This is a genomic window from Streptomyces sp. NPDC001406 (genome assembly GCF_042895285.1).
GTDB lineage: Bacteria > Actinomycetota > Actinomycetes > Streptomycetales > Streptomycetaceae > Streptomyces.
Genome location: NZ_JBIAWG010000004.1, coordinates 164642 through 189501 on the forward strand (window position 1 = coordinate 164642; position 24860 = coordinate 189501).

Sequence of the window (24860 nt, forward strand, 5' to 3'; positions counted from 1 at the left end):
GGTCAGGGCACCAGCTCGGACATCACCGCGAGCGGCAGCGCGGGGTTCGCGGCGGCCGCCTCGACCACCTGCCGGTCCTCGTCGCCGAGCAGCTCGATCAGGACGTCGGGCGGCAGGGCAGGATGCCGGGCGGCCATCGGCCGGGCCTGCCTGTCCGCGAGGCAGACCAGCAGCGCCAGGGGTGTGGCGTTACGGTGCCGGGCCACCACGCGGAACGCCTTCTGCACCGGCGGTTCATGCCGTGTCAGCTCCTCCAGCAGCGCGGGCGGCGTGTCCGGGTTGGCCGCCACCTTGGCGGCGACCCGGACGCCGTGCCGGTCGACCATGGAGCACAACTGGGCTTCGGAGAGCCCCGGGTGCCCCGCGATCGACTTGAGCACCTTCGCGTCGGGGTCGACGGCAAGTACGTCGCGGATCTCGTCCGGCAGGTCACGTCGTTCGGCCACGAGCATCCGTACGCCCGGATGCGGGGACTTGGCCAGGTTCATGACCTCCGCCGGAGAAGCGGCGGCGATCCGGGGCAGCAGGGTCGAGCCGATCTTTGCGGTGTCGGCCAGGTCGGTGAGCAGATCGAGGGGCACGTTCGGGTTGAGTGCGACGCTGCGCCGCACATCCGGGCTGGGGTCGGTGGCCAGCACGCGCATCACTGCCTCACCGATCACGGGATTCTTCGCGAGGTCGGCCCGGACACCGGGAGCGGGATCATCGGCAAGCCGTTCGCAGAGCCGCGGCGGCAGGTCGGGGCGGGCGGCCAACTCCCAGCGCAGCACCGGTGAGGAGTGGTCGGAAAGGCCGATGAGAACGTCGATCGGTGTGGCCGGGTTGCGCAGCGCCCTCTCCCGCAGCGCGTCAAGGGTGGACTCGTGGGAACCGTCGCACGCGGCGCCCGGCAGCAGATCGCAGTCGGGCCGTGGGCAGTTCGGATCGTGCACGAAGGGCGTGGCCTCGCGATCGCAGACCAGGCACCGCTGGGCCGGCGGTATGCCCTCACCCGTAGCCAGCATCGCGAGGACATCCGGTGGCGTCGACTCGTTGGCCGCCACCGCGCTGCGGACTTCGGCGTGCGGGTGCCGCGCGAGCCGGGCCGCCATGTCCGGCGTCGTCCACAGCGCGAGTTCCGCGACGACTCGTACGTCCGGGTCGGCGGCGAGTGTCTCCAGGACGTCGGACGGAAGGCCGGGACAGGCAGCCAGTCGCTCCCGGTGCTCCACGACCGGGTCCGTGGCGAGCCGGCGGGCCCACTCCGGGCTGCCCGCGTTCTCTTCCAGCAGGGCGAGCGCGGCCCGCGGCTGTGCCACCGGATCGATGTCGGCAACGGTCAGCCTGCCCTCGTAGGCAAGTTGCACCGCTGCCTCCTCGACGCGCCCGGCCAGCGCCACCGCCTGGGCATGGCTCAGGTCGTGACGGTACGCGAGAGCCTCGGCGAGTTCGGTGTCCGCGATCTCGATCAGCCTGTCGACCAGCCCGGCCGGGAGGGACGGGTTGAGGGCGAGCCCGTACAGCACACGATTCACGGAAGTATCATCTCGCCGAAGGGTCTTGCGGAAGGCCCAACTCCGGCCACCCGGCGTCGGATCGGTGCGCCGGCGGGCGCGTACCAGTGCGTCCGCGTCGGGCATGACGGCGGTGAACAAGGGCACACGCTCGTCCGTGTACGCGGCCAGGAGCGCCGCGGTTTCCGCACCCGAGATCGGGGCGGCCAACTCGATGTCGGAGGACAGGTCCGGCCACACGGCCGGCCGGGCGCGGGGAGCGATCCCGGCCCGTACCGAGTCGATCGTGGCGGAGGTGAGGCGGTGCCGGCGTGAGGCACCTTCGACGTAGGTCTCCTCCAGGAGCCCGGCGCGTCCCGAGGTGACCGACCAGTGCAGGCCGGCCCAGAACTCGTCGTCGCCCGGGTCGCTGGACCTGCTGTTCCCCGTCCGTTTCCATGTCGTACGGGGAAGCGGTCAGGCGTTCCGGGAACAGCCGAGCGCGCGGGTCCGCGCCGGCGCCTTCTCGCAGGGCCGGTTGCTGCCGACGTAGCACCAGCTCCAGCCCCGTGGCGAGCGATATCTCCGCTCCGTCGTGAAAGCCGGCCAGGCCGGCCGGGAGGAGTCCCTCCAGCCCGAAGTCCCTCATAGGCGGCTGGGCACCGAAGTGCAGACGGGCGGGGATCTGTGGCTCGCGTACGGACAAGCGGTCGACACCGGCTTCCGTGGCGAATGCCTCGACGGCCTCAAGACAGGCCGACTCGACCTCGCCGTGATCGCTGACGACGTCCTCATCGCCGGTGTAGTGGCCGTGTTCGTCACGGTCGGTGGGGTCGTACTTGGTGACGCGGTGGACGTAGGGCAGTGGCACAGCCCCATGTTCCCGTACGAGATCGACAACGTCCCAAGGAATTTCCGTGGGAGGGAAGAGAACGAGACATCGATACGGCGCTGACCGGCCTGGCAGACTGCACGGCGTGAAGACCCTGACACCCGAACGCGCCCTCGTGCTGGTGACCGTCGGCATAGCCTGCCTGGTGACCGCATCGGGCGGACTTCTCGGCGCTCTGCTCGGCGGCTGGATCGTGGCACTGGTCGTAGGGGTGATCGCCGGGGCGGGTTCCGTCGTCGGCGCGTTGCTCGTTCGGCGGCGGGCCATGGCCGGTTTCCGTGCCGCCCGGCAGGAGGCGACGACGCGCGGCTACGCCGACGGCATCGCGCACGGCGTCCTCGTCGGCGTGGCCAACTACCAGGCGGCCGTCTTCCCGATGAACGTCGGTGGCGTCACGGACGACGAGCGCGCCGCACGCCGCACCGTCGCCTATCGGCTCGCGGCCGAGGACGAAGTACCCCATCCGGTGCGCGAGGCGGCGGCCAATGCCCTCGCCGCGCTGGACGACGAGGATCTCGAACGGGTCCGGGATGCCATGTCGAAGCTGTATGCCGCGGTGCACGACCAGGTCGTCTCCCCGCAGCGGTGACCTCGGCGTCGGTTGAAGGGCGCCCGGTTCAGTCGCGCAGTGGCCGCAGCCCGGGAGGCAGCTTTCCCTCCCGTTGCCTGCCCCGTCCCCACCGCCGTCGTACCGCCTCGGACACCCGCTCGCGCTCATATCCCGTGTGGGTCACGAACGCCTCGATCACCTGCGCGGCGGGCCGATGCGGTGGCACGGCCATCAGCACCGCGTCGTATCCCTTTGGCAAGGGCGGTGCCACCACGGCGACTTCGTCCCCGGAGCGCAGCCGCAGCACCACCGCCCGCAGCCGGTGCTCGTCCTCGGGTACGGTGCGCAGCCTGGCGTGCAGAGTGTCCTGCGCCGGCGAGTACAGCCGTACGTGAGCCAGGAGCGCCCCGCGTTTGTACTCCTGCCAGCGGTCGAACCCGAGGCTGCGCGTCGGCGGTTCCTGCCACGGCCGCAGCGCGTCCAGACGCTCCAGCAGGCGCCGCAGGAAATCCCGTACGGCCGGCTCGTCGTGCGGTTGCCAGGACAGGTCCTGCTCCCAGGCGTCCACGGTCAGGGCGGCCTCGATGCCCGCGTACTGCTCCTCGACGGTGAGGTCGTAGATCGGCCGCTCCATGACCATGCCGGCGATGCGCTCGACCTCTTCGTCACTCAGCTCCCGGCTGAACTGCAGGCAGTAGAGAATCGCCGTGACCACCCCGAGATGCATGCGCACAGTATGACCGTCCCGGCTTCTCCAGCCGTCCCGTTGCGATGACCTCGGCCATTCAGCCGGCCTTGCGCGCCACGCCCCCGTAGAAGCCGATCTCGGCGGATCTGGCCGGTGGCGGTGCGTCCGGGCGCCAGAACGGAACCTGGGCCAGGCCCGGTTCGATCAGTTCGAAGCCGTCGAAGAATCGCTCCACCTCGGCGCGGGACCGCAGATTCAGCGTGGCCGTGGCCCTGTTGTAGATGGCCTGCGCCCCACTGCGATCGGCGAAGTCGCCCGTGGCATGCGAGAGCACCAGGAAGCTGCCGGGCGAAAGTGCGTCGCGCAGGGTGGCGACCACCTCCGTGGGCTGCTCCGCGTCGGTGAGGAAGTGCAGGACGGCGACGAGGAGCAGGGCGACCGGCTCGTCGAAGTCGATGACCTGGCGGACGTCGGGGTGATCCACGATGGCCCGCGGGTCGCGCAGGTCGCCGAGCACGATGCTGGTCGAGCCGGAGCGGCTCAACAGCGCGTTGCCGTGCGCGCTCACGATGGGATCGTTGTCGACGTACGCGACGCGCACGTCCGGTGCCGCGTCCTGAGCGATCTCGTGCACGTTCGGCGAGGTGGGCAGCCCGGTACCGACATCGAGGATCTGACGGACACCGCTGCCGACGACGTACTGGACAGCCCTCTGCATGAAGGCGCGGTTGGCCCGCACACCGATCCGGACCTCGGGCGCCGCGGCGGCGAGTTCCTCGCCGGCCTCGCGGTCCACCTCGTAGTTGTCCTTGCCGCCCAACAAGTAGTCGTAGATCCGGGCAGGATGCGGCCTGCTGGTGTCTATCTCCTCGGCACGCACGCCGTCCTGGGTCACACCGCGCTCCTCTCAACGGTGCCAACAGTTTCGCACACCAACTACCGTGCACAGGAGCGGAGTTGCAGGTAAGGAGACCTGTTCCCGTCTTCCTCGCTCACCTTGTGTGATGATTCCCTGACTGCTTGTCAGTGCTACCAGGGGGAGGCTGTCATGTCCGGAGTCCGGTTGCGCGTGCGGTGTCCGATCCGGTTGCGCTCGGCCAGGGGGCAGCGGTGACCCGGCGGCGGTCGCCCGCGCGGCGGCGTACTCGACGGCCCAGCAGGCGGCAGCAGCAGCGGGACGCCCGGCTGATCGGGCTTCTCTTGGCGGGCGTCGCAGTCATCGGGCTGGTGGTGATGGTGGTCAACTGGCTGCTGGCGCACTGGTGGGTCCTGGTCGCCGGCCTGGTGCTCGCCGTGCTCGCAGCCGTCGGCTGGTTCTGCAACCGGCAACAACGGGCCCGATGGGAGGCTGTTCGCGCACAGGGCCTGAGGTATGCGCTGCCGCAGTTGGATGCGCTGCATCATGCCCGGTTCGAGGACGCGATACGGGACCTGATGCGCAGGGACGGCTGTGCGGACGCGCAACGGGTCGGCGGCGGTGGGGATCTGGGCGCGGACGTGAAGGCGACGGACCCGTTCGGGCGACGGTGGGTGATCCAGTGCAAGCACCGCCGCAACGGGGTACGGGGCTCGGCCGTGGGCACGCCGGATCTTCAAGTGCTCAACGGGACGGCCCGGCAGGTGCACGGCGCGGACGTCGCGGTGATCGTGACGAACGGAAGAGTCACCGCACCGGCGGTCGCGTTCGCCGAACAGCAGCGCCTGCATGTCGTCGACCGCCGGACGCTGGGCGTATGGGCATCCGGCTCGCGCCCCCTGTGGGAGCTGTTGCGCGCAATGCCACCGCCGCACCGGCGCTCGGCGCTGTCCTGAACGGCAGGCCCGGTACTCAGCGAGAACGGAGTTGTCGGCGGCATCTCAGGGGGCGATCCCGTGGACACGGGTGGTGATGGGGGGCCGTACACTCGGCAGCCGTTGCAAAGCGGTTGAAACCGCCGATCGGAAGGCCACGTTGCCCATGTTTCAGGACGCCCCCATCTATCACCAGCTCATTGCCGAGCGCGGTGATGTGCCCGCGCGGGTCCGCGACGCTGCCGCGAGCATACGGCGCGACCTCGACGCAGTGATGCAGACGGGGCACTCCATCGGTTCCTTCGAGTCCGGCACGCCGGTGGCGAGACCGGCCATGCCGTCGCACCCCGCGCTTCCCCCCGCCCCACCACTGCTATGACGGCCCTCGCGGCGAGGACTGCGGGGTGCTTCTCGCTGTCCTCGCCGTAACTGGGTGCCGGCCAAGTCGCTCCGCGGCTGCCCTAGGGGTGTTCGAAGAGCTGGAGCAGCCCACCGAGCGAGAAGCACAGGGCGCCCGTGAGTGTGCCCCAGTTCGCGATGTCGGTGTTGACCAGCAAGCCGGTGGCGGGACGGGTGAAGGCGGCCAGGGCCGAGACCATGAAGAGGACGGAACCGAGCTGATTCACCGCAACCACCCACCAGCCGAGGCTGCGCCGGCGGACGCAGAGGCCGCCGTGACAGATCTCGACGAACGCCAGGTGTCCGGAGGCCAGGAAGAGCGCACAACCGATCACGTCGGGCACCCGGATCAGCCGGTTGACCTGCTGGACGCTCAGCCCCTTCAGGAAGGAGTCCAGCAGGTTCACCGCGAAGACGAGTGTGCCCAGGAAGAGCACGAAGGTGCTCAGCCAGTCCACCCTCATCGGCTCGTAGCTCCACCAACGCCAGCGGCGGGTGATGAGCCGGCCTTCGCCACCGGCGACATGGCGCGGTGCGTTGATCACCTGGAGCAGCGAGACGTATCCGCCGGTGTTGAAGAACAGGCCGCCCGCGAAGTAGACCGAGGCGGACGACGTGGCGTCGCCGGAGCCGAACTCGGCGACCGCCGCGCCGGCCGCGAAGAGGGCCCCGCCGATCGTGAAGGCGATCCCGGCAAGGGTGTTGAGCCTGCGCAGCCGGGCGATGGCCGCCGGGTCCGCTCGGGTGTGCCGGACGGCCGCCGCCCCGGGCGGGCGGACGGCGAGCACCCCGCGCCGACGCGCGGTCCGTGACTCCCGGACGGCGGTGTCACCGCCGGGGAGTCGCCAGGTGACCCGGGTGGTAAAAGGTCCCGCGCCCTCGGCGCGCTGCTCGGGCTGCCCCACGCGCCGAGCCTGGACCGGGGCCGGGCCGGGCAGGCGGGCGAAACGCCGTCCCACCCGGCGGTCGGGCACGGGCCGGGGCGAGGACATACGAGGCGAGGCGCAGGGCGGCGCAGGCTACAGCAGCTCGGCGTCGTTCAGGATCAGCATGTCCGCCACGAAGCAGGTGACGGCACCGTCCGCGTCCCGGCCGATCCACACGGGGTACGAGCCGTCGCCTCGGCCGCTCGGGTAGGCGATGAGGTTGGTCCCGGTAGCCGGGTCCTCCAGGATGTGGACGCCGTTCTCGTCCGTGGCCAACTCCAGCGTGCCGTTCGCCATGCCTTCGCCGTAGCGCCGCCCGAGCTCGCCTGCCGTGCCGGCATCGACGAACGCGCCGGTCCCGCTGTCCACCCCGAAGCCGTAGAACTCGCCCTCCCGCAGCAGGCGCGTGTCCTGGCCGTCGAGCAGGGCCGGCTCCCAGCCGACCGTCGGCCGGTCGGAGACCAGGATGCGGACGGCGGTGTCCTCGTCGATGGTCATCGACTTGCCCCAGAATTCGGTGTCGTACCCGGCGGAGGCGATCTGCACGGGATAGTCGCCGGGCGGCACGGTCACGGTGAAGCCGGTGTCCTGCTCGCACGTGTCGTACGTGGGGTCGCGCGCCACCAGTCGGCCGCTGGGCAGCCGCAGCGTGCCGGCCGCCGTCGGTTCGCGGACGGTGTACACCTCGTCGCGGTCCGAGAATCGCGCCCCCGCGGTGAACAGCTCGTCCAGGTGTCGTGGCCGCAGCCCCTCGGGCGTATGCCAGTTGGGCTCGGCACGCTCGTCGTCCGGCTGGTCCGCGCTCTCCCGCAGTTCGTGGTCGGCGGCGCCTTCGATGCACAGCGCCGGAAGCAGGCGCAGCCACTGCCCGAAGGCCGGAGGCGAGAACCACCGCTGCGCTTCAGGAAGATCGGCGATGGTGTGCCGCGAGCCGCCCCCGTCGCCCTTGGGCTCGACGATCTGTCGTCCCTTCCCGTCGGGCCGGAGATGGAGGGTCACGCGCGCCGCGTCCGGCGCGAACTCCGGCGCCTCGTCGTTCTCGTAGACCCAGACGCGGCGGTAGAGCAGGAAGAGCCGGTCCTGCGCCAGGCGTCGCAGGTCCACCTCGACGCACCGGCGCCCCCGAGTGTCGTACAGCCACAGTCCTATGTAGTCGCGGGCGTGGTGCAGGTGCGCGACGATCACTTCGGCACCGTCACGCGGCCGGAGCACCACCGCGTAGGGCTCCCCCGCCGCGTCCCGTCCGGCCGCCTCGGCGGTGCCGATCGGTCCGAGCACGGCCGCGCGGGAGGCGTCCCATCCCTCGCCGTAGGCAACGTCGATGATCTTCTCGTCGCTCATCAGGACACGGCCTCCTGGTCGAACCACGGCTTGGCCTCCGCCCAGTGGGCGACCCAGCCGGCAAACCCGCCGGCCGCGGTGGTGTGTCCGAACTCGGCGCCGAAGGGGGCGGCGCCGACGTCCGTGATGTTCCATATCCGGCCGCGGTGCGGGCCGGTGACGACGAGGTGCCAGTACATGCCGCAGCCGTCGGTGCCGAGCACCAGGGAGCCGTGGTTGAAGACGGCGTCGAGGGCGGAGTCGTCCGGCTCGTCCTCGGCGTCCTCCCACAGCCACTCCTCCACCAGCGGAAACGGCCGGCTCAGGTCGCGCTCCCCGGCCTCCCCGCCCCAGTCGTCGGGCAGCTCGCCCAGCCCCAGCAGGCCATGGTCCGGCGGCCCGGCGTAGGAGCCGTCGGTCACTTCGGCGACGAAACTCCGGTACGGCTCGGGCAGCACGATGCCGTGCCGTGCTTCGAACGCATGGACCTTCTCCCAGCCCAGTGCCGACTCGCCGTCGTCCACGTCGAACGCGGCACGAAGAGCCTTGAGTTCGGCCGGATCCGCTTGCTCGGTGTTCATGGGGCCATGAAAGCAGCCACCACTGACACCGCGTGCTGGGCCGACGTCGGTTCGGGTCCGCCCCCCTGCCGGTGCCCAGGCATCAGTCCAGGAGCAGGGGGTTGGGCAGGGTGGCCGCGGGGTGCATGCGGAGCAGGGTGTGGAGGACTCCTGAGAGTCCGGACATGAGGCTGGGCGAGAACGCCTCGCGGGCCAAGCCGCCTACCGGGCCCCGTTGTTCGAGGCCCGTGAGGAGCTCGCCGTCGAGGCCGGCCGGGTCACCGAAGTCCATCGACGTCAGGAACTCCCACAGGCCGAGGTCGCCATGGCACAGAGTATGGCTCCAGCCGAAACCCTCGGCGGCGCAGGCGCGTGCCGCGCGCCGGGCCATGTCGAGGTGGGCGGGATCGCCGGCGCGCCGGTGGAGGTCGAGCATGCCGATGCCGACGCCCGCGCTGCCGTGGCACCAACTGGTGAAGAAGTCCTCCTCGGCGCCGACGCGTACGTCGAGCCAGTTGCCGTGCTCGGGCCGGTAGAGGGACTCCTGGTAGTAGATGGCCCGTTCGGCGAGGTGGGTCCAGCCACGCCGGTCCGCCGCGGAACCCGCGTCGCTCAGGGCGAGCCGGGCCAGCGCCCAGCCGATACCGGTGGCGCCGTGGGCGAATCCGCCGATGCCCTCGGGGTTGAGCCGGGTCGTCCAGCGGGCGCCGTTCGCGTCGACCGTGGCCAGCCCGGCCAGCCGGCGGCCGATGTGCGCGGCGGCGCCGAGCCAGCGGTCCTGTCCGGTCGCCGCGGCCAGGTTGAGCAGGGGGACGATTCCGCCGGCCGCCCCGTTGAGGAGGTCCACCTCGATGTCGTCCTCGACCAGTCGCCCCTCGGCGAGCAGCAGCGCTCTTTCGGCGGCCCGTTCCAGCAGCCGGTCCTCACCGAGCACCCGGTGCAGCGCGAGCCACGTCCACACCTGGGAGGCGGCACCGCTGAACGCCCCGGGTGACGGCGTCGGCGTCTTGTCCTCGGTGCTGAGCAGCACCCGCAGTGCCCCCTCGTACGTCTCGGCGACGCCCGGCACCTCGTCCGCCCTGCCTGCCCGCACCTCGGTCACGTACTCGGCGAGGGTCAGGGCAACTCCGCCCTGCCCGGTGTAGAGGTCGGCGGGGAGTACTCGGATGGACCATCCGGCCGGGGTGAAGACGGGGCTGATCCAGGTGACCGTACCGTCCTCGCCGCGCACCGCACCGTCGCACAGCCGCCGTACCATCTGCGCGGCCGACTCACGGCGGCGCCGCTCCCGGTCGCGGGCGTGCGGGTCGCGGGCGGCCTCCTGCACCCGCGCGGGCAGGGAACGCTCATTGAGGTAGGCGCCCACCAGCGCGTCCTGGATCACCGACTCCTCCAGCGCCAGGTCGGCGGTGCGCCAGTCCTCGACCGTGGTCCGTACGGCCGCCGCGTCCACGGTGAAGGTGAACATCGGTACGTCGCCGGCGAGCAGTTCCGCGATCTCGCCGTCGATGGCGGCGCGGTCCGTCGGTGCGCCGGGCAGCACCTCGGCGTTGCGCAGCAGGATGTCCCGGGCGCGCTCGACGGCCGTCGGCTCGTCGTGCAAGGAGGCGGGGTGCCACAGCATCCGGCCGATGTCGACGTACGCCTGTGTGGGCCGCAGGATGCGTCGCGCCTGGGCGCCCTCGAAGCGGCGCAGCAGGAGATGCGGGTCGTTCCCGGGCCGGTGCAGATACGCCGTCATCTCGCGGAAGCCCGCCAGGATCCGGTCCCAGTACGCGCTCAGCACCGGTGTGGGGCTGGGGTGGTTGCCCGCGCCGGGCATGGCCACCAGGTCCACCTCGAAGCGGGCCGCGGCGGTGCCGCCGTCCGCGATCACCGGATTCGGGATCAGCGGCTGCTGGCCGGGCAGCGCCCCGACCCCGGAGATGTCCACCCCGCCGAGCGCGAAGCCGGTGCCGCGTACGGGCAGCAGTCCGGTACGCAGCACCGTACGGCGGATGGCCGCTGCGGCCACGTCCACGGCGTCGCCCCGGCCGCTGGGCGGGAAGGGCGCGGGGGCGTCGAAGAGTGTCTCGGCGTCCACGATCACCGGCACCGGGCCCGCGGCGATCATGTTCTCGGCGTGCATGTCGGTGCCGCCGGTGAAGCGCAGGACGGCCAGCCAGTGACCGATGTTGCGGTAGAACGCGGTGAGTTCGGCGTCGTCCGCGCAGTAGCGGTGGCGGACGAACTCGGCCCAGCCGTAGCCCTCGCGCGCCAGTGTGCGCGGCACCCGGATGCGCTCGTGCGGCGCCGGGGCACCGGGGAAGCCCTCGAACAGTTCGTCCAGCAGCGCGCCCAGTGCCACATCGGCCTCGGACGGCCGGGGTTTGTACATGACGCTGCCGCCGACGAAGTCCACCCGGCTGACGGTCAGCCCGCCGCGGTGACTGTCGCCCGCCCCGAACGCGACCCCGCGCAACTCCCCCGCGGGCGCACCCAGCAATGTCCGCAGCAACTCGCGGTCCACGGCGAGCCGTTCGGCGAAGCTCGCTGTCGCCGCCACCGACAGCCGTGCCACGGTCGCGATCCGCGAGCCGAGGGTGGGGTATCTGACGGCCAGCCGGTCGAGATAGCCCTCCTCGCAGGCCTGCTCGATGAACGAGGCCCATGTGTCCGTGTCGGAGCCGGCCCCGGTCGCGCCGCCGTCGGCGGGCCCGGCGCCCGCCGCCATACGCAGTGCGTGCAGTTCGATCAGGAACAGCCGGGACAGCTTCGCGTGCAGGGACCTGAGCAGGGCGGTGTGGCCGGCCTCCAGCACCACGTCCCGCTCCGCGGAGCCCAACGCGTCCACGGCAGTCAGCCGCCGGGCAAGGTCCTCCCGCCAGGGACGGGCGATGCCGCGTACGGGCTGGGTGAACCACTCCGTCTCGTCGCTCTTTCTTCCCCCTCCCGCTTCGTCTGCCTGTTCCGCCTGCTCCGCCTGCTCCATCTGTTCCATCTGTTCCGGCGCCGATCCGCTCACCCGTCCACCGCCCCCATTCCGCATTCCGCCGCGCGTCCGCGCCCTGCCAGACGCCCCGAACCCACGTGGGGAACCGCGCGACCGGCCGTGCTCGGCACGCGGTTCCCCACGCTCCTGTCTTCGGACCTCACTCCGTGGTGGCGCCCCAGGGTCTGGTGACGCCCCAGGCGATCAGCAGCACCAACTGCCGCGCGACCCGCTCGGGCTGGAACAGAAGCCGTAGAGGGAGTCGCTCGGGTCGGTCAGCGCGGCCTCTGCGGCTGCGCCGCCGACGTAGAGCGGCCCGGCGGGGTTGATCTGGCCGTACGCGCTCTCGGCACCCGACAGCCAGGCGTCGAGCACGGCGGCGGTGTGAACACGGGTCTGGGGCATCAGCGGCCTCCGGACGTAGGAAATCGGGCGGATTGCCCAGCCCTGAGTATCACCGGCTTCGAACACCCCTCAGACGGCTAATCCGGCCACAGTCATGCGTTGTTCGTGCGGTGTGTCGTGGTCCGTGAGGCGTCCGGGGCGACGGCACGGCCCCCGGCACAGGGCGCGCCCGACTTGGGTTCGCCGCAAGCCTGATCTTCACAGTCATAACTCTGTTTCCCCACAAGACGATCACCGATTAGGCTCCGCAGCGCGCGCATCGGGCGCGAACAGCAAGCCGACTGCCTGCTCAAGCACTCATGTCACAAGCACTCCTACGAAGAAGCAGTCGTCGAAGCGTGTGTCCGGGGCGCAGCTGTGCACGGCGCTGAACCGTCCTACTCTGTGAAGCTTTCGGCTTCCGACGACGACCTCTCGGTCACCGAGATGGCCGACCTCATGGGCGGGAGCGCGCAGAAGCAAACGGTCCTGGGACACCAGGCGGTCCTCTACTCGGACCGGACCATCGCCATCACGCTCAACGGCAGCAAGGCCGATACCGGCCCCGGGGGCATCGCCCGCTGCCTGATGGGCTGGACCGCCGGCTGACTACGGCACGCCGAGCTCGAAGAGGGCATAGCCCGCGTAGGAGCCGGAGGCCAGAGCGGCGATGCCGAGCAGCGTGCACTGGAGCGGCAGGCTGAGACGGCGCAGGGCCATGGCGAGGGGGATGAACAGCGGGAAGGCCGGGAGCAGATAGCGCGAGACGTTGCCGAAGATCTGCTGGCTGCTCAGAACCAGGGCGATGGTGAGGACGGTGTGGACGACCAGCACCACCGGGGGCCGCAGCCGGATGAGCAGGGGGATGAGCGCGGCGGCCAGCAGTACCGTTCCGACGCCGATGACATCCTCGAAGGGGAACGCGAAGAGATAGTCGAAGTGACCCACCGGGACGGATGTCAGCACATCCAGGGTCTGCCGGCCGTAGTCGAACTCATGCGCCCAGGCACCGGCCTGGAGCTTGAAGTAGCCGCCGTAGTCGCCCATTCGGTGGCCGACCCAGGCCAGATATCCCAGCAGGCCGAGCGGTGCCAGGGCCATCGCGGCCAGCGGGCGCAGGACGCCGTCCCGACGGTGGCGCAGTGCGCTGACCGCGGCGACGGCGAGCGCCGCGATCAGGGCGGCGGCCGTCGGGCGGTTGAGTCCCGCCGCGCAGGTGAGAAGACCTGCGGTGAGCCAACGGCGGGTGAGTACGGCGTAGCAGGCCCAGGCGGCGAGAGCCACGTAGAGGGAGTCGGAGTAGACCGCCCACTCCACGCCGGAACCGGGCCATACGGCCCACAGGCCGGCCGCGGCCAGCCCGGCTCGCGAGCCACCGAGCAACTCGGCGACCGCGAAGATCCCCATGGCCGCGACGAACGAGGCGACGACGGAGACCACCAGGCCTGCGCCGTACGGGCCGAGTCCGGTGATCTCGGAGGTGAGCCGCATCAACGCGGGGTAGAGCGGGAAGAACGCCGCCGAATTGCCCTCAAGGGTGATCAGTCCGGTGGCACCGGGGACCGGCACCAGCTCCGGGTGGTATCCGTGCAACGCGATCTGCTGGTACCACCAGCCGTCCCAGGTGCCCAGGACGTCCCACGCATGCGCTCCGCCGCCGAAGCGCGGGTGCTTCGTACGGTAGTCCCCTGCGGAGTGCAGCAGGTACATGAAGGTGCAGAAGCCGAGGAGCTTCAGGGCGCCGTACAGGGCCAGGGCGGGGGCGTAGTGACGGGCCGTTTCGCGTATGCGGTGGCTTGGGCCTGGAGCCGGGAACGACGGGGGCTCATGGCCAGGCAGAGCGGCTGACGTGAAGTTCGGCATCGGGTCGGTGCGGGAGTTCATGAAGCGGCGGGTCCTGTCAGGTGTCGGCGGGGTCGGGCGCGGAACACCCAGGCCCGCATGAGCAGGAACCGCAGCAGCGCCGCGGCGAGATGGGCGGCGGCCAGTACGGCGAGTTCGGCGCCGTGGCCGGCCGTGGGCGCCGCGAGGTGCAGGGCGGCGAGCGAGCCCGCGGTCAGCGTCAGGCCGACGACGAAGGTCACCAGTCCTCTGGCCTGATGGCGCAGCCCGCCGTCCCGCCCGCGCAGCCGGAAGGTGAGTCGCCGGTTGGCGGCCGTGTTGACGATCGAACAGGCCAGTAGGGCAAGGGGCGTTGGCGGCCTGCTGCCCGGCGGCCGGGCGTAGCGCCGTGAACAGCAGCAGATGCGCGAGCGTGCTCACCGCTCCTATGACCGCGAACCACGCCAGTTGCCTGGCCTGCCCGCCGGGTGACTCACCGGCTCTGCTCCGCGTCAGCGCGGCCCAGGGGAGCGTGCCACGGGCCAATGCCCTGGCGACCCTGGCGATGCCACGCAGATCGGCGAGCACGGTGGCGCGGATGTCGACCCGGCTGTCCGGGTCGTCGATCCAGTCGACCGGCACTTCATGGATACGCAGCCCGGCCCGCTCGGCGATCACCAGCAGCTCGGTGTCGAAGAACCAGCCGGAGTCGCGCACGAGCGGCAACAGCCGCTCCGCGACGTCGCGCCGTATCGCCTTGAATCCGCACTGGGCGTCCGAGAACCCCACGGCGAGCGTGCAGCGCAACAGGGCGTTGTAGCCGCGCGAGACGACCTCCCGCTTGGGTCCGCGGACCACCCGTGAGCCGGGGGCCAGACGTGTGCCGATGGCGAGGTCGGAGTGGCCCGAGATCAGCGGGGCGACGAGGGGCAGCAGCGCCGCAAGACCGGTGGACAGATCCACGTCGACATAGGCGACGACAGGGGCCCGCGATGCAGACCAGGCCGCGTGCAGCGCCCGGCCGCGCCCCTTCTCGGGCAGTCGTATCCACTCCACTTCGGGCAGTTCCTCGGCGAGGCGCGCGGCGATCCGCGGGGTTGCGTCGGTGCTGGCGTTGTCGGCGACGGTGATCCGGAACGGGTAGGGGAACGTCTCCCACAGATGCGCGTGGAGCCGCCTCACGTTCGGCTCAAGGTCCGTCTCCTCGTTGAACACCGGCACCGCCACGTCCAGCACGGGCTCGCCATGCTGCGTCGGCAGTGGTGACCGTGGTGGCAGAGGGGCGATGTCCAGCGCTGAGGCCGACCTTGGATTCGTCACGTTGTTCCTTGTTTGTGATCGTTCGCAGGGCATGCCGAAGGCACACCGGGGGGCTGAGTCGGATAAGGAGGTGAGGTGGGGAAGAGCGGGCTCCGGGGCGAGTGCCGCGCGTGCTAACCGCTCGGACTGACCACCGACGAAGGTTCGCTGGACGTGTCGACCCGTGCCGTCGAGGACGCCGAGGGCGGGGGCGTGGTGACAGTGCTCCCCGAGGTGGCCGTGTCCGCCGACTCGGTCGCGGGTGGGTTGCTCGGGTCCGAACTCCCGTCCGTGGCAGGCGGCGCGGAGGTCGTCGGCGGGCCACCGGTGTACGGAGGGATCGTGGTCGCGGACGAGGAGGGGGTCTCGCTCTCGGTGGCGTCCGGCGTGGGTGACGTGGTGGCGGGGTCCGAGGGACTGGTCGCGGGTCGCGGGTGGGGACCGCTGGGTTCGTTCCTGACCGGGGTGTGGGGCCACAGGAGGATGACGATGCCGAGTCCCGCGACCGCCAGGGCGGAACCGGCGGCCCTCTGTACGGCGCGGACACGCCTGCGGGACCGGACACCGGCCCGCAGCCGCTCCCGCTGCTCGGGCTCGAAGGGGGTGTGCTCCTGGGCGCTGTGCATCAGTTGCGCCAACTGTCGCTCGAAGTGGTCCATGGCTCCTTCCTCACCTCACCGGCTCGATGACGTCGGCCAGGAGCTGACGCAGCCGGGCCACTCCACGCGAGGCATGGGACCGCGCGGTGCCCACGGGGCACCCCAGCACCTCGGCGACCTGCCGGTCGGGCAGGTCCTGGTAATAGCGCAGGACCACGGCCGCCCGCTGCCGCGGACTCAGCTGGGCGAGTGCCGCCTCCAGTCGCGAACGCTCGGCCACGGTCGCCGACATGTCGCCCGTCGCGGCCACCTCGGGCAGTTCCTCCACGGGGCGCTCGCCCCACCACCGACGCCGGGCCGAGCGTCCGGCGGCGCGGGCCAGCACCTTGCGTACGTACGCCTCCGGCGCCTCGTCGGCGATCTTCGGCCAGACGAACCACAGCTTGACCAATGACTCCTGCAACAGATCCTCGGCCCGATGCCGATCACCTCCGGTGAGCAGACGGGCCAGATGGAACAACCCCGACCAACGGGCCGCCACGAACTCGTCGTACTCACCGGCCCTTGTCTGCTCCATCCCTGCGGTCCCCGTTCTTGCCGGCTGTCTACATCAGGGAAAAGGCACTGGCCTGCCCACGGCGCTGCACTCGGCGAGCGTGATCCGCGTCACGTGAGGCGGGGCCCGGGCATGCCGATGGCCTCGGACCGCTCTCGCGGTCCGAGGCCATCGGAGGGGACGGGTCGGGGGCCGCTCAGCCCCGGCCCGTCGGTCCTGACGCGCCTTGCGTCAGCCTTGGCGCGCCTTGAAGCGCGGATTCTTCTTGTTCACGACGAAGGTCACGCCCCGGCGACGTACCACCTGCGCGCCGGGCTTGGACTTCAGCGAGCGCAGAGACTTGCGCACCTTCATGGCTGCCTGCTCCTCTCCTTCGGGCTCCTTCGAACTCCTTTGGGCTCCTTCGGGAGCCGGACCGCGGTCGGCGCTCAGCGCCCGGCCGAGGCGGTACGGCCGTATCGCCGCTCGAACCGCTCCACCCGGCCTGCGGTGTCCACGACGCGGGTGTTTCCGGTGTGGAACGGGTGGCTGGCCGACGAGATCTCGACGTCGATCAGCGGGTAGGTGTTGCCGTCCTCCCACTCGATCGTCCGGGTCGAGTCCGCCGTGGAGCGGGTCAGGAACGTGACGTCGGCGGCGCGGTCGCGGAAGACGACCGGGCGGGACTCGGGGTGAATGCCAGGCCTCATGGGTTTTCCTCCTCGTGCGTGCGTGGCGACTGCGTCCGCGGCAGCGGCCGGGTTCAGCGCTCCTCGCGGAACAGGACGTGTGCCCCCGCCACTCGGTCGAACTTCCGCAGTTCGAGCCGGTCGGGGTTGTTGAGACGGCTCTTGCGCGTCACATAGGTGACTCCGGTCCCCGCCGTCGACTTCAGCCTGACCACGGGGCGCGTGTTGGTGCGTGCCATGAGTTCCTCCTTCACTCACATCCCGATCTTGACCCGGGCATGTCAGCTACCGATGTAACAGCCGCTCTCGTCGCCGCATTCCCGGGTTCCGAGTGGGAGGTGAGGAGCTGTACGCGGGACGACCGACTCCGGCCCGCTCCTGCACGGTCACAGACCGTGCCGCTCGACGACAGAAAGGCCGGCCAGGCCCGTGTCCCGCATGATGCGGCCGACGGTCTCGGTGAGCGTGCTGTCGGCACCGATGACGGACTCGACGCCCCCGGGCAGCAGATCGAGCGGCCGGTACCACGCGCGCAGGTCCGCTTCTCCGACCTCGTCGGCGATCGGCTTGCCGACGTGCCGGGTCAGGGTTTCGGTGAGCGGCACGTCCAGGTAGTAGCCGTGGGTGGGTCCGCGGTGGTCCGCCCTCAGCCGGGCCGGCATGTCGCCATAGTGATCGGCGTACAGGATGCCTTCCAGGACCACGTGATAACCGGCGTCCAGGGCGTAGCGCGCAACGGTGTCGATCAGACCGATGTTCGCGCCACCCGGCCGATCGTGTTCCCGCAGCACGACGCGGCGTAGGTTGTCCTGACCCACGATCGCCAGACCGCGGCCGAATCTGTCACGCAATCCGGCCGCGACGGACGACTTGCCCGAGGCACTGTTGCCGCGCAGCACGACCAGCCGGGTCACTTCGGTGCCTGCCTTCATCCGCGGCACGCTACCGGCTCGCGCGCCGCGAGGGCCGACGGCGGGCTGACGCGCCCACCTGCGCGGTCAACCAGCCGCTTCAGGTACGCACCTCCGAGGTGATCGGGCGCGCACCCGCCCAACCGAGCAGGACCACCGAACACACCGCCGCGAGGGCACACCAGGTCGAGACGAACTCCAGGCGCCACAGGGTCCAGCAGACAAGCGCGCCGACGGCGACCACGATCCCCAGCACCACCACCCGCCGGTCACCGGACAGGAGCAACGGGCCGACGGTGGCCAGCAGGTAGCCCGCGACGAGCAGTTGCGGATGGGAGAGGTCGACCGCGTAGCCGACCGTGCGGCCGCGGATCTCGGCCGTCACCGGGCCGGTGGCAACGGCGTACGCGAGCACCACGCCCGTCAGCACTCCGGCCGCGAGGGGGAGCGTCAGCCGACGCCGGGCCCCCGGCGGGGCGGCACACACCACGGCCACCGGGACCCAGACGGCCGGCAGCGGCAGCGCGATGACGGTCCAGACGACGGTGGCGGGTCCGCTGCCACCGCCCGCTTCCCAGACCATCGACTCGACGATCTGATGGGCCCCGAGCAGCAACGGCAGGGCCGCGAGCGGAAGATCCCGGCGCCTGCGTACGCGTGCCACACAGGCCACCCCTATGGCCGCCACACCGGTGCCGGCCACGAGATCGGCCGTCGCACTCCAGCACATCACGCCACCATGAGGTCCGTCGTCGTGCGCATCCGCCCTCGCCGCGGATCACGCTGCGTCCTTGATACCCAGGCGGCCCGGGTGACACGACAGCCGCCCCGAGGTACCCATCGGCCCCCGGGGATGATTGGCTGACCCCGGCCATCGCACCCCGGCCCGACCGGGCCGACCCGCAGGAGGACTCCGCACCATGAGCAGCCCCTACACATACGAGTACAAGGTCGTCACCTTCCGGGAGTCGCTGATCGGCGACGCCCTGGACAGCGACAAGCTGGAGAAGGTCCTCAACAAGCACGCGGAGGACGGCTGGGCCCTCAAGGCCATCACCTCCGCCGACGTCAAGGGCCGCATAGGCCCCGGAGCCGTCGAGGGCCTCCTCCTGACCTTCGAGCGCCCGCGCGGCTGACGGCCCCGACCGCAGACCATCCCACGCACCCGGCCGCGCGGAGGGAAGCGGGCGGCCGGGTGCCACTGTCCACGTCGACACCGTCAACTCCGGGTCCACGCCGCCCACCGAGAGCCGATACTGGGCCGCATGACCGACCTAACCCCGCAGCAGCGCGCCCTCGCCGAGGCGATGTCGGAGGTCTCCGAGGCAGCGTATTGCGCTGGCTGGATGGAGGGCACCGAGTACGACGTGTGGCGGCTCCTTCACCACGGCGGACCCTGGGGAATGGCGAGCGCCGAGCGGTTGGTGCCGCTCCTGGCCGTCGTACGCACCGCACTTGAGCACGCCGGGTGCTGGATCATGTGGGAATCCGACGCGCCCGACGAGCGCCCGGTCGCCCTCGACGAGTGGCAGCACCTGTACCGGACATGGGCCCTCCGGAAGTAGGCCTACGATCATCCCCATGAGCGCGTGGAACCAGAGTCTTGATGCGGCGGGGATACGGGACCCGCAGTTGCGCAGCGACTACGACGCTCAACGCGCGCTCGTGGCGCACGCCCGCCGTACCGCCTACCTGGCGGCCCGGCTGCTGTTGCCGCGGTCGTTGCTGCCGCACGTGGTCGCGGCGACGGCCGTGATGGATCACGGTGACAACCTGCTGGACTCCGGTCCCGAGGCACTGCGGTTCGCGGCCTGGGCAGCGTGGGAACAGCAGGTTCGCAAGGGGCTGGACTCCGGGGTGAGTGACGATCCTCTGGTCCGCACGCTCGTGCACTCCGCGGCCGCCCATCCGCGGCTGCGCGAGGCGGTGGAGTCGTATCTGTGCACCGCCACCGCGGAGTTGGAGTGCGACCGCTTCGCCTCGGAGGCCGACTACCAGGCCTACCTGGATGCCTATTCGCTGCCGGCCTTCATGCTGGTCGGCGTGCTGCTGGGGCCGGACACGGACACTGCCCCGTTCCGGGCAGCGTGTCGGACGCTCATCGACGGAAGTCAACGGCTGGACTTCGTCAACGACCTGGCCGAGGACCTGCGTGAGGGCCGGATCGGCATCTCCGACGAGGCGCTGGCACGCCACGCCGTCACCCTCGAAGACCTGGCCGCGGGCCGGGTGCCGGCGGGCCTCGCCGAGTTGGTGAGCCACCAAGTCGCCGCAGCCCGAGCCTCGTTGGCGGCCGCTCGGGAGCTGCCCGCCCTGACCACGGCCCCCGGCCGGGTGCTGTTGACCGCCCTGGTCGACATGGAACTGCTGACCGCGAAAGCGGTACTCGCGCGGGGGCCACGCTTGCTGCACGGCTCGGCGAGCCCGTCGCCGGTGGCTGCGCTGCGGGTACTCATGAGCGCTCGTCGGCGTAAGGCGTAAGTAGACAGCGGCCGAACGGGGAGCGGACGCACGCGACGAGCGGAGCGTTCCTCGTGCTCGCCCGCTCCCCGTTCGAGCAACCGGCGGCTGAGCAGTCGCCGAGTCAGCCGCTGTTACGCGGCAAGACGCTCGGCAAGAGCCTTCGCCTTGGCCGCCGCGTCCTGCAGGGCGCGTTCGCGGGAGGACTCGAAGAGCGGCACGAGTTCGGCCATGGCCGGGTTGTGGGGGGCCAGGGTGAGTTCGGGGACGATGAAGTCCAGGTCCAGGGCGAGGGTGTCGGCGAGGATCGCCGTCAGGTAGTTCTGGACGTACTCGAAGGGCTCGCGCGGGGTGCCCGGCGCGTAGGAGCCGCCGCGGCTGGCCACGACGGTGACGGGGGTGCCCTTGGCGGAGTGGGCCTCACCGGCGGTACGGCCGATCAGGATCACGTTGTCCAGCCATGCCTTGAGGGTCGACGGGATCGTGAAGTTGTACATCGGCGCGCCGATCAGCACCGCGTCCGCCTGCTCCAGCTCCTCGATCAGCTTCACGCGCTCGGCGAAGGCCGCCGCCTGCTCCGGGGTGTGCGCCGCGGGATCGGCGAATCCGGCGGTGTGGGCATCGGCGGTGATGTGCGGGACCGGGTTCGAGGCCAGGTCGCGGTAGATCACCGTGCCGTCGGGGTGCTGCTCCTGCCAGGTCTTGCGGAAGGCCTCCGCGACGGCACGGGAGGCGGAGCCCCCGCTCGGGAAGACGGACGAGTCGATGTGCAGCAAGGTGGCCATGCGTGTCTCCAGAAGAGCGAGCCCGAGGCGAGGCCCACGGGCTGAGTTTTCGTACTCAGCTATATCTAACACAGGTACTTACTTTTTTTCACCCCCTCATGGCAGGGCGATACCCTGATCCCATGGCGGCGGATCAGAACCACGACGTGGCGGCATGCAAGCGAGTGGACGACGGCATCACTCGCGTCTTCCAGCTGCTCGGTAAGCGCTGGAGCGGCCCGATCGTGGCCGTACTGGTGGAACAACCGGCACATTTCGCCGATCTGCGCCGGGCCGTCCCCGGCATCAGCGAGCGCATGCTCTCCGACCGGCTGGCCGAGCTGGGCGCCGCCGGACTCGTGGTGCGCGAGGTCGACGAAGGACCGCCGCTGCGGGTCTCCTACCGGCTGACCGAGTCCGGGGCCGCGCTGGAGCCCGCGCTCAAGGAGCTCGGAGAGTGGGCGAAGAAGCACTTGCCGGAGACCCGGCCCTGCGTGGAGACGGCCTGGAAGTGACGGTCGTGGCCGGCGCACCGGCGACGGCCCGATCGCCGTACAGGGGGGTACGACCAAGGGCGCACAGGTCGGCCCCGGACGCACACCTGAGCAGCGGTGCTTGAGCAATGGAGTCAATGGATGACCAGTCGGGTGTTGTTGATCTCGCCGGCGATGAACGCGGCCCTCCGTCAGGCCCGTTTCGACGACGGGTCCCCGCTCGACTCGGCCGGCACGGCCCGTGCCCGCTCGGCCGCCGATGCGCTCCCGGCCGCCGACCGCACCCTCGCCTCCCCCACCGTCCGCTGTCGGGAGACGGCTTCGGCGCTCGGCCTCGACGCCACCGACTCGCCTTCGCTGAACGGCTTGGACATGGGCCGCTGGCGAGGCCGCACCCTGGACGAAGTCAGCACCGTCGAGCCGGACGGAATGGCTCGCTGGCTGACGGATCCTCAGGCGGCGCCGCACGGCGGGGAGTCGGTGCACGAGCTGTGCCTGCGCGTTGCGCACTGGCTGGACGGGGCCGCACAGTTCTCCGGCCGTACCGTGGCGGTGGTGGAGCCGGAGATCGTCCGTGCCGCGACCCTGCGTGTGCTCGGAGCGCCGGAGTCCGCCTTCTGGCGTCTCGACGTACCGCCCCTGACCGCAACCGAGTTCAGCGGTCGCGCGGGACGCTGGAACGTGGGCCTGGGGGGCCGGCTCGGGGCGGCCTGACGTACCTCAGGACCGCAGGAAGTCGGCGAGACCTTCCAGGAGCCGGTCGACGTCCGCCGCGTCGTTGTACGGCGCGAGACCCACCCGCAGACCGCCGGTGTCGCCCAGGCCGAGGTGCCGGGAGGCTTCGAGCGCGTAGAAGGAGCCGGCGGGTGCGTGCACGCCGCGGGCCGCCAGGAAGCGGTAGGCGTCCGTCGCGTCGCGGCCCTCGAAGGTGAGGAGCAGGGTCGGGGTGCGGTCGGCCGCGCGGGAGTGGATCGTGATCCCCTCCAGTCCCGACATGCCCTTGTCGATCCGCGTCCGCAGCGCGTCCTCATGTCCTTCGAGGGCCGCGGCCGCGGCGGCCAGTCGCTCCCGGCGCGTGCCCGTCGCCGTGCTGTCGAGGCCAGCGAGAAAGTCGACCGCCGCGCGCGTACCGGCGAGGAACTCATAGGGCAGGGTGCCGAGTTCGAAGCGCTCCGGAACCGTGTCGGTCGACGGGAGCAGCTTGTCCGGGTGGAGGGATTCCAGCAGCTCGGGACGGGCGGCGAGGACGCCGTGATGGGGGCCGAGGAACTTGTACGGCGAGCAGGTGTAGAAGTCCGCGCCGAGCCGGTCGATGTCGACCAGGGAGTGGGCGGCGTGGTGGACGCCGTCGACGTACAGCAGCGCGCCGGCCTCGTGCACCGAACGGGAGATCTCGGCGATCGGGGGCCGGGTGCCGATCAGGTTGGACGCGGCGGTGACGGCGACCAGCCGGGTGCGCTCGCAGAGCACGGCGCGGATGTCGTCGGCGGTCAGTTCGCCCGTCGCGGGGTCGAACTCGGCCCACCGGACGATGGCACCGGTCTGCTGCGCGGCCTGGATCCAGGGCCGGATGTTGGAGTCGTGGTCGAGCCGGGTGACGACCACCTCGTCGCCGGCGGCCCAGCTCTTGGCGAGGGTGCGGGAGAAATCGTAGGTGAGCTGCGTGGCGCTGCGGCCGAAGACGATCCCTGCGGGGTCGGCGGCCAGCAGGTCCGCCATCGCACGACGGCTCTCGACGACGATCGCCTCGGCGTTGGCCTCCCCCACCATCTCGTGGCCGCGGTTGGACAAGGGATGGGCGAGGGCGTCGGAGATGGCCCGGATGACCGGCTGCGGGGTCTGTGTGCCTCCGGGGCCGTCGAAGTGGGCGATGCCGGCGGCGAGGGCGGGGAACTGGGCGCGGACGCCGGTGACGTCGTAGCTCACGGGTGCTCCTGTCCAGGACTGGTCCGGGTCGAAGTCGAAGTGCGCGGGAAGCATGTCATCCGGTTCTCCCCCATGACAGTGCCCAGGACTCCTTACAGCACCGAAGACCCTTATAACACTCGTCATAATCCGGTGCACGCTGCCCCTATAACGACTGCCATAGGAGGTTGCCGTGACCGTGATCACCGTGGTTGCCCGTGAGGGACGCCTGGACCTCGAACAGCGGCGCACGCCGGCCGAGACACTGACGGATGCCGTTCTGGTACCGGAGGTCGGCCAGTTCGCCCCGGCCGCGCGGGGCGGGTTCCAGGTGCACTTGGACGGGGACTGGCGTCAGGAAGTCCGCGCCGAGGTCATCGAGCGCGTCCTGGCCGCGATGGCGCGGGCCTGCGGCCTTGAGGAGCCGCCACCGACCTGGTGGGTCAACTTCCGAGTCACCCAGGAGGGCAGCTGGGGCTCCCGCGGCGGCGTGCTGTCCATTCTGTCGCTCCTGGACAGCGGCGTGTTCACCGAGGAGAAGGTCAAGGCGGTCCGCGCGACGGTCGGCGACGGAGGCGTCCGCGGCCAGGGGGTGTCGTTTGGATCAGGCCGGCCGTGACCAACGGTGCGGTCTGGCCGACCCCGAGCGGGGTCATGGGGGTGCCCCTGGTCGAGCGAAGCCGAGAACTTGGGGGAGTCGGCGAGTGACGACAACGCGGCTGGGGGCCCCTGCCCGAAGAGCTTGGGGGAGTACGTGCCAGGGCTCGCGACGCCGGGATGATCCAAACGCCCCCCCTGGCGCAGCGACTCAGTCCTTGATCGCTGCGAGAACCAGCTTCTGCAGTTGCTCGGCGGTGTGGTCGAGCGGCTGGGTGCTGCGCTTGGCGCGGCACATGGCGACCGTCCCCTCAACGGCCGCCACAACGAGGGTGGCGAGCTGCGCGGCCTGGTCGGGGTCGGCGCCGTGCTCGCGCAGGGACCCTGCGAGCAGGCCCTCCCACTCGTCGAAGATCTCGGCGGCCGCCGCCACGGCCGCGGGGACCTCGTCGGTCGGCGGCTCCTCGATGGAGACCGCCAGGACAGGGCATCCGGCACGGAACTCGGTGTCGACGACGACCTTGCGCCACAGGTCGAGGAAGGCCCGCAGGCCGGCGGCCGGGCCCGCCCGCAGTTCCTTGCGCAGAATCCGCGCGACGGTCTCACCGGCGTAGCGGACGGCTTCCGTGGCGAGTTGCTGCTTGCCGTCCGGGAAGTAGTGGTAGGTCGAGCCGAGCGGAGCCTTGGCATGCTTGGCCATCTCTCGGATGCTGGTCGCATTCAGGCCACGTCGACTGATCATGTCGGCCGCGCCGGCCACGATCCGTTCACGCGTCTGCGGACTGGTCTGGTTCACCTGCGGATTCTCCTCGCACTCCGCCGGATATAACGAC

Annotated in this window: 31 protein-coding genes and 1 pseudogene; 12 read left to right on the plus strand and 20 right to left on the minus strand. The window is 70.9% G+C overall.

Going from position 1 to position 24860, the window contains the following annotated elements:
- Positions 1 to 2: 2 nt before the first annotated feature.
- Positions 3 to 1514 carry a hypothetical protein gene (locus ACFY1J_RS11005; protein WP_390731084.1) on the minus strand — a complete coding sequence of 504 codons (1512 nt, stop codon included), beginning with the start codon at positions 1512 to 1514 and terminating at the stop codon, positions 3 to 5.
- Between the two features lie 340 nt (positions 1515 to 1854).
- Here ACFY1J_RS11005 and ACFY1J_RS11010 point away from each other — a divergent pair, with 340 nt between their 5' ends.
- The 3 genes from ACFY1J_RS11010 to ACFY1J_RS11020 are packed head-to-tail and all read left to right on the plus strand — an operon-like array spanning position 1855 to position 2953.
- Positions 1855 to 2025, plus strand: coding sequence for a hypothetical protein (locus tag ACFY1J_RS11010; protein WP_390731085.1), 171 nt, complete (start codon positions 1855 to 1857; stop codon positions 2023 to 2025).
- Between the two features lie 42 nt (positions 2026 to 2067).
- Positions 2068 to 2427: a hypothetical protein gene (locus ACFY1J_RS11015; protein ID WP_390731086.1), complete on the plus strand. Its 360-nt coding sequence runs from the start codon at positions 2068 to 2070 to the stop codon at positions 2425 to 2427.
- Between the two features lie 22 nt (positions 2428 to 2449).
- Positions 2450 to 2953 carry a hypothetical protein gene (locus ACFY1J_RS11020; protein ID WP_390731087.1) on the plus strand — a complete coding sequence of 168 codons (504 nt, stop codon included), beginning with the start codon at positions 2450 to 2452 and terminating at the stop codon, positions 2951 to 2953.
- A 28-nt stretch (positions 2954 to 2981) separates the two neighbouring features.
- Here ACFY1J_RS11020 and ACFY1J_RS11025 read toward each other — a convergent pair whose 3' ends face one another.
- Together ACFY1J_RS11025 and ACFY1J_RS11030 are read right to left on the minus strand one after the other, a co-directional pair.
- Complete coding sequence (locus ACFY1J_RS11025; RefSeq protein WP_390731088.1) at positions 2982 to 3641, minus strand: hypothetical protein; 660 nt, start codon at positions 3639 to 3641, stop codon at positions 2982 to 2984.
- Between the two features lie 58 nt (positions 3642 to 3699).
- A complete protein-coding gene (locus ACFY1J_RS11030; RefSeq protein WP_390731089.1) occupies positions 3700 to 4497 on the minus strand; it encodes an SAM-dependent methyltransferase in 798 nt (265 codons plus the stop codon).
- A 305-nt stretch (positions 4498 to 4802) separates the two neighbouring features.
- Here ACFY1J_RS11030 and ACFY1J_RS11035 point away from each other — a divergent pair, with 305 nt between their 5' ends.
- Entirely contained in the window at positions 4803 to 5414 is a 612-nt protein-coding gene (locus ACFY1J_RS11035) for a restriction endonuclease (protein ID WP_390731221.1), read from the plus strand.
- A 440-nt stretch (positions 5415 to 5854) separates the two neighbouring features.
- Here ACFY1J_RS11035 and ACFY1J_RS11040 read toward each other — a convergent pair whose 3' ends face one another.
- The 5 genes from ACFY1J_RS11040 to ACFY1J_RS11060 form a co-directional block, all read right to left on the minus strand.
- Entirely contained in the window at positions 5855 to 6697 is an 843-nt protein-coding gene (locus ACFY1J_RS11040; protein ID WP_390731090.1) for a hypothetical protein, read from the minus strand.
- Between the two features lie 114 nt (positions 6698 to 6811).
- Complete coding sequence (locus ACFY1J_RS11045) at positions 6812 to 8059, minus strand: DUF4241 domain-containing protein (protein WP_390731091.1); 1248 nt, start codon at positions 8057 to 8059, stop codon at positions 6812 to 6814.
- Positions 8059 to 8619, minus strand: a complete 561-nt coding sequence (locus tag ACFY1J_RS11050) for an SMI1/KNR4 family protein (protein WP_390706097.1) — start codon at positions 8617 to 8619, stop codon at positions 8059 to 8061. The genes ACFY1J_RS11045 and ACFY1J_RS11050 overlap by 1 nt, the downstream gene beginning before the upstream one ends.
- A gap of 82 nt (positions 8620 to 8701) precedes the next feature.
- A complete protein-coding gene (locus tag ACFY1J_RS11055) occupies positions 8702 to 11602 on the minus strand; it encodes a type 2 lanthipeptide synthetase LanM family protein (RefSeq protein ID WP_390731092.1) in 2901 nt (966 codons plus the stop codon).
- 171 nt (positions 11603 to 11773) lie between these two features.
- The gene (locus tag ACFY1J_RS11060) at positions 11774 to 11974 is read right to left on the minus strand and encodes a DUF6229 family protein (RefSeq protein ID WP_363297890.1); all 201 of its coding nucleotides are present in this window, start codon (positions 11972 to 11974) and stop codon (positions 11774 to 11776) included.
- Positions 11975 to 12068: 94 nt separating this feature from the next.
- Between ACFY1J_RS11060 and ACFY1J_RS11065 the strand changes: the two genes are divergently transcribed.
- Together ACFY1J_RS11065 and ACFY1J_RS11070 are read left to right on the plus strand one after the other, a co-directional pair.
- The gene (locus ACFY1J_RS11065; protein ID WP_390706095.1) at positions 12069 to 12362 is read left to right on the plus strand and encodes a DUF6215 domain-containing protein; all 294 of its coding nucleotides are present in this window, start codon (positions 12069 to 12071) and stop codon (positions 12360 to 12362) included.
- On the plus strand, positions 12359 to 12562 hold the full coding sequence (locus tag ACFY1J_RS11070; protein WP_390731093.1) for a hypothetical protein: 204 nt from the start codon (positions 12359 to 12361) through the stop codon (positions 12560 to 12562). Before ACFY1J_RS11065 ends, ACFY1J_RS11070 begins: the two co-directional genes overlap by 4 nt.
- Here ACFY1J_RS11070 and ACFY1J_RS11075 read toward each other — a convergent pair whose 3' ends face one another.
- The 9 genes and pseudogenes from ACFY1J_RS11075 to ACFY1J_RS11115 all read right to left on the minus strand — a co-directional run bounded on the left by ACFY1J_RS11075 (position 12563) and on the right by ACFY1J_RS11115 (position 18537).
- A complete protein-coding gene (locus ACFY1J_RS11075) occupies positions 12563 to 13837 on the minus strand; it encodes a hypothetical protein (protein ID WP_390731094.1) in 1275 nt (424 codons plus the stop codon). It lies immediately after the preceding gene.
- Positions 13834 to 15127 (minus strand): annotated as a pseudogene (locus ACFY1J_RS11080) (glycosyltransferase). The gene ACFY1J_RS11075 and the pseudogene ACFY1J_RS11080 overlap by 4 nt, the downstream one beginning before the upstream one ends.
- An 80-nt stretch (positions 15128 to 15207) precedes the next feature.
- Positions 15208 to 15732 (minus strand): hypothetical protein, encoded by a 525-nt coding sequence (locus ACFY1J_RS11085; protein WP_390706092.1) that lies wholly within the window; start codon positions 15730 to 15732, stop codon positions 15208 to 15210.
- 10 nt (positions 15733 to 15742) lie between these two features.
- The gene (locus ACFY1J_RS11090; protein ID WP_361613839.1) at positions 15743 to 16249 is read right to left on the minus strand and encodes a SigE family RNA polymerase sigma factor; all 507 of its coding nucleotides are present in this window, start codon (positions 16247 to 16249) and stop codon (positions 15743 to 15745) included.
- 210 nt (positions 16250 to 16459) lie between these two features.
- Positions 16460 to 16582, minus strand: a complete 123-nt coding sequence (ykgO, locus tag ACFY1J_RS11095; protein WP_046586208.1) for a type B 50S ribosomal protein L36 — start codon at positions 16580 to 16582, stop codon at positions 16460 to 16462.
- Positions 16583 to 16656: 74 nt separating this feature from the next.
- Positions 16657 to 16917 carry a type B 50S ribosomal protein L31 gene (locus ACFY1J_RS11100; RefSeq protein ID WP_390706091.1) on the minus strand — a complete coding sequence of 87 codons (261 nt, stop codon included), beginning with the start codon at positions 16915 to 16917 and terminating at the stop codon, positions 16657 to 16659.
- A gap of 53 nt (positions 16918 to 16970) precedes the next feature.
- Positions 16971 to 17135 carry a 50S ribosomal protein L33 gene (gene rpmG / locus ACFY1J_RS11105; RefSeq protein WP_390706090.1) on the minus strand — a complete coding sequence of 55 codons (165 nt, stop codon included), beginning with the start codon at positions 17133 to 17135 and terminating at the stop codon, positions 16971 to 16973.
- Positions 17136 to 17282: 147 nt separating this feature from the next.
- The gene (locus ACFY1J_RS11110; protein WP_390706089.1) at positions 17283 to 17828 is read right to left on the minus strand and encodes a kinase; all 546 of its coding nucleotides are present in this window, start codon (positions 17826 to 17828) and stop codon (positions 17283 to 17285) included.
- Between the two features lie 79 nt (positions 17829 to 17907).
- Positions 17908 to 18537, minus strand: coding sequence for a DUF6629 family protein (locus tag ACFY1J_RS11115; protein WP_390706088.1), 630 nt, complete (start codon positions 18535 to 18537; stop codon positions 17908 to 17910).
- A 190-nt stretch (positions 18538 to 18727) separates the two neighbouring features.
- Here ACFY1J_RS11115 and ACFY1J_RS11120 point away from each other — a divergent pair, with 190 nt between their 5' ends.
- The 3 genes from ACFY1J_RS11120 (at position 18728) to ACFY1J_RS11130 (ending at position 20288) form a co-directional block, all read left to right on the plus strand.
- Positions 18728 to 18943 (plus strand): DUF4177 domain-containing protein, encoded by a 216-nt coding sequence (locus ACFY1J_RS11120; RefSeq protein ID WP_363297899.1) that lies wholly within the window; start codon positions 18728 to 18730, stop codon positions 18941 to 18943.
- Between the two features lie 129 nt (positions 18944 to 19072).
- Positions 19073 to 19372 (plus strand): hypothetical protein, encoded by a 300-nt coding sequence (locus ACFY1J_RS11125; RefSeq protein WP_390706087.1) that lies wholly within the window; start codon positions 19073 to 19075, stop codon positions 19370 to 19372.
- 16 nt (positions 19373 to 19388) lie between these two features.
- Positions 19389 to 20288 carry a squalene/phytoene synthase family protein gene (locus ACFY1J_RS11130; RefSeq protein ID WP_390706086.1) on the plus strand — a complete coding sequence of 300 codons (900 nt, stop codon included), beginning with the start codon at positions 19389 to 19391 and terminating at the stop codon, positions 20286 to 20288.
- A 113-nt stretch (positions 20289 to 20401) separates the two neighbouring features.
- Here ACFY1J_RS11130 and ACFY1J_RS11135 read toward each other — a convergent pair whose 3' ends face one another.
- A complete protein-coding gene (locus tag ACFY1J_RS11135; protein WP_390706085.1) occupies positions 20402 to 21052 on the minus strand; it encodes an FMN-dependent NADH-azoreductase in 651 nt (216 codons plus the stop codon).
- 122 nt (positions 21053 to 21174) lie between these two features.
- Between ACFY1J_RS11135 and ACFY1J_RS11140 the strand changes: the two genes are divergently transcribed.
- Both ACFY1J_RS11140 and ACFY1J_RS11145 read left to right on the plus strand, forming a co-directional pair.
- Positions 21175 to 21546 (plus strand): winged helix-turn-helix transcriptional regulator, encoded by a 372-nt coding sequence (locus ACFY1J_RS11140; protein ID WP_390706084.1) that lies wholly within the window; start codon positions 21175 to 21177, stop codon positions 21544 to 21546.
- Positions 21547 to 21666: 120 nt separating this feature from the next.
- Positions 21667 to 22239, plus strand: a complete 573-nt coding sequence (locus ACFY1J_RS11145; RefSeq protein WP_390706083.1) for a histidine phosphatase family protein — start codon at positions 21667 to 21669, stop codon at positions 22237 to 22239.
- Between the two features lie 6 nt (positions 22240 to 22245).
- Here ACFY1J_RS11145 and ACFY1J_RS11150 read toward each other — a convergent pair whose 3' ends face one another.
- On the minus strand, positions 22246 to 23451 hold the full coding sequence (locus ACFY1J_RS11150; protein WP_390706256.1) for a cysteine desulfurase-like protein: 1206 nt from the start codon (positions 23449 to 23451) through the stop codon (positions 22246 to 22248).
- A gap of 172 nt (positions 23452 to 23623) precedes the next feature.
- On the opposite strand from ACFY1J_RS11150, the gene ACFY1J_RS11155 reads away from it, so the two are divergent.
- The gene (locus tag ACFY1J_RS11155; RefSeq protein ID WP_390706082.1) at positions 23624 to 24049 is read left to right on the plus strand and encodes a tautomerase enzyme; all 426 of its coding nucleotides are present in this window, start codon (positions 23624 to 23626) and stop codon (positions 24047 to 24049) included.
- 189 nt (positions 24050 to 24238) lie between these two features.
- Here ACFY1J_RS11155 and ACFY1J_RS11160 read toward each other — a convergent pair whose 3' ends face one another.
- Positions 24239 to 24823 carry a TetR/AcrR family transcriptional regulator gene (locus ACFY1J_RS11160; RefSeq protein ID WP_363297906.1) on the minus strand — a complete coding sequence of 195 codons (585 nt, stop codon included), beginning with the start codon at positions 24821 to 24823 and terminating at the stop codon, positions 24239 to 24241.
- Positions 24824 to 24860: the final 37 nt, after the last annotated feature.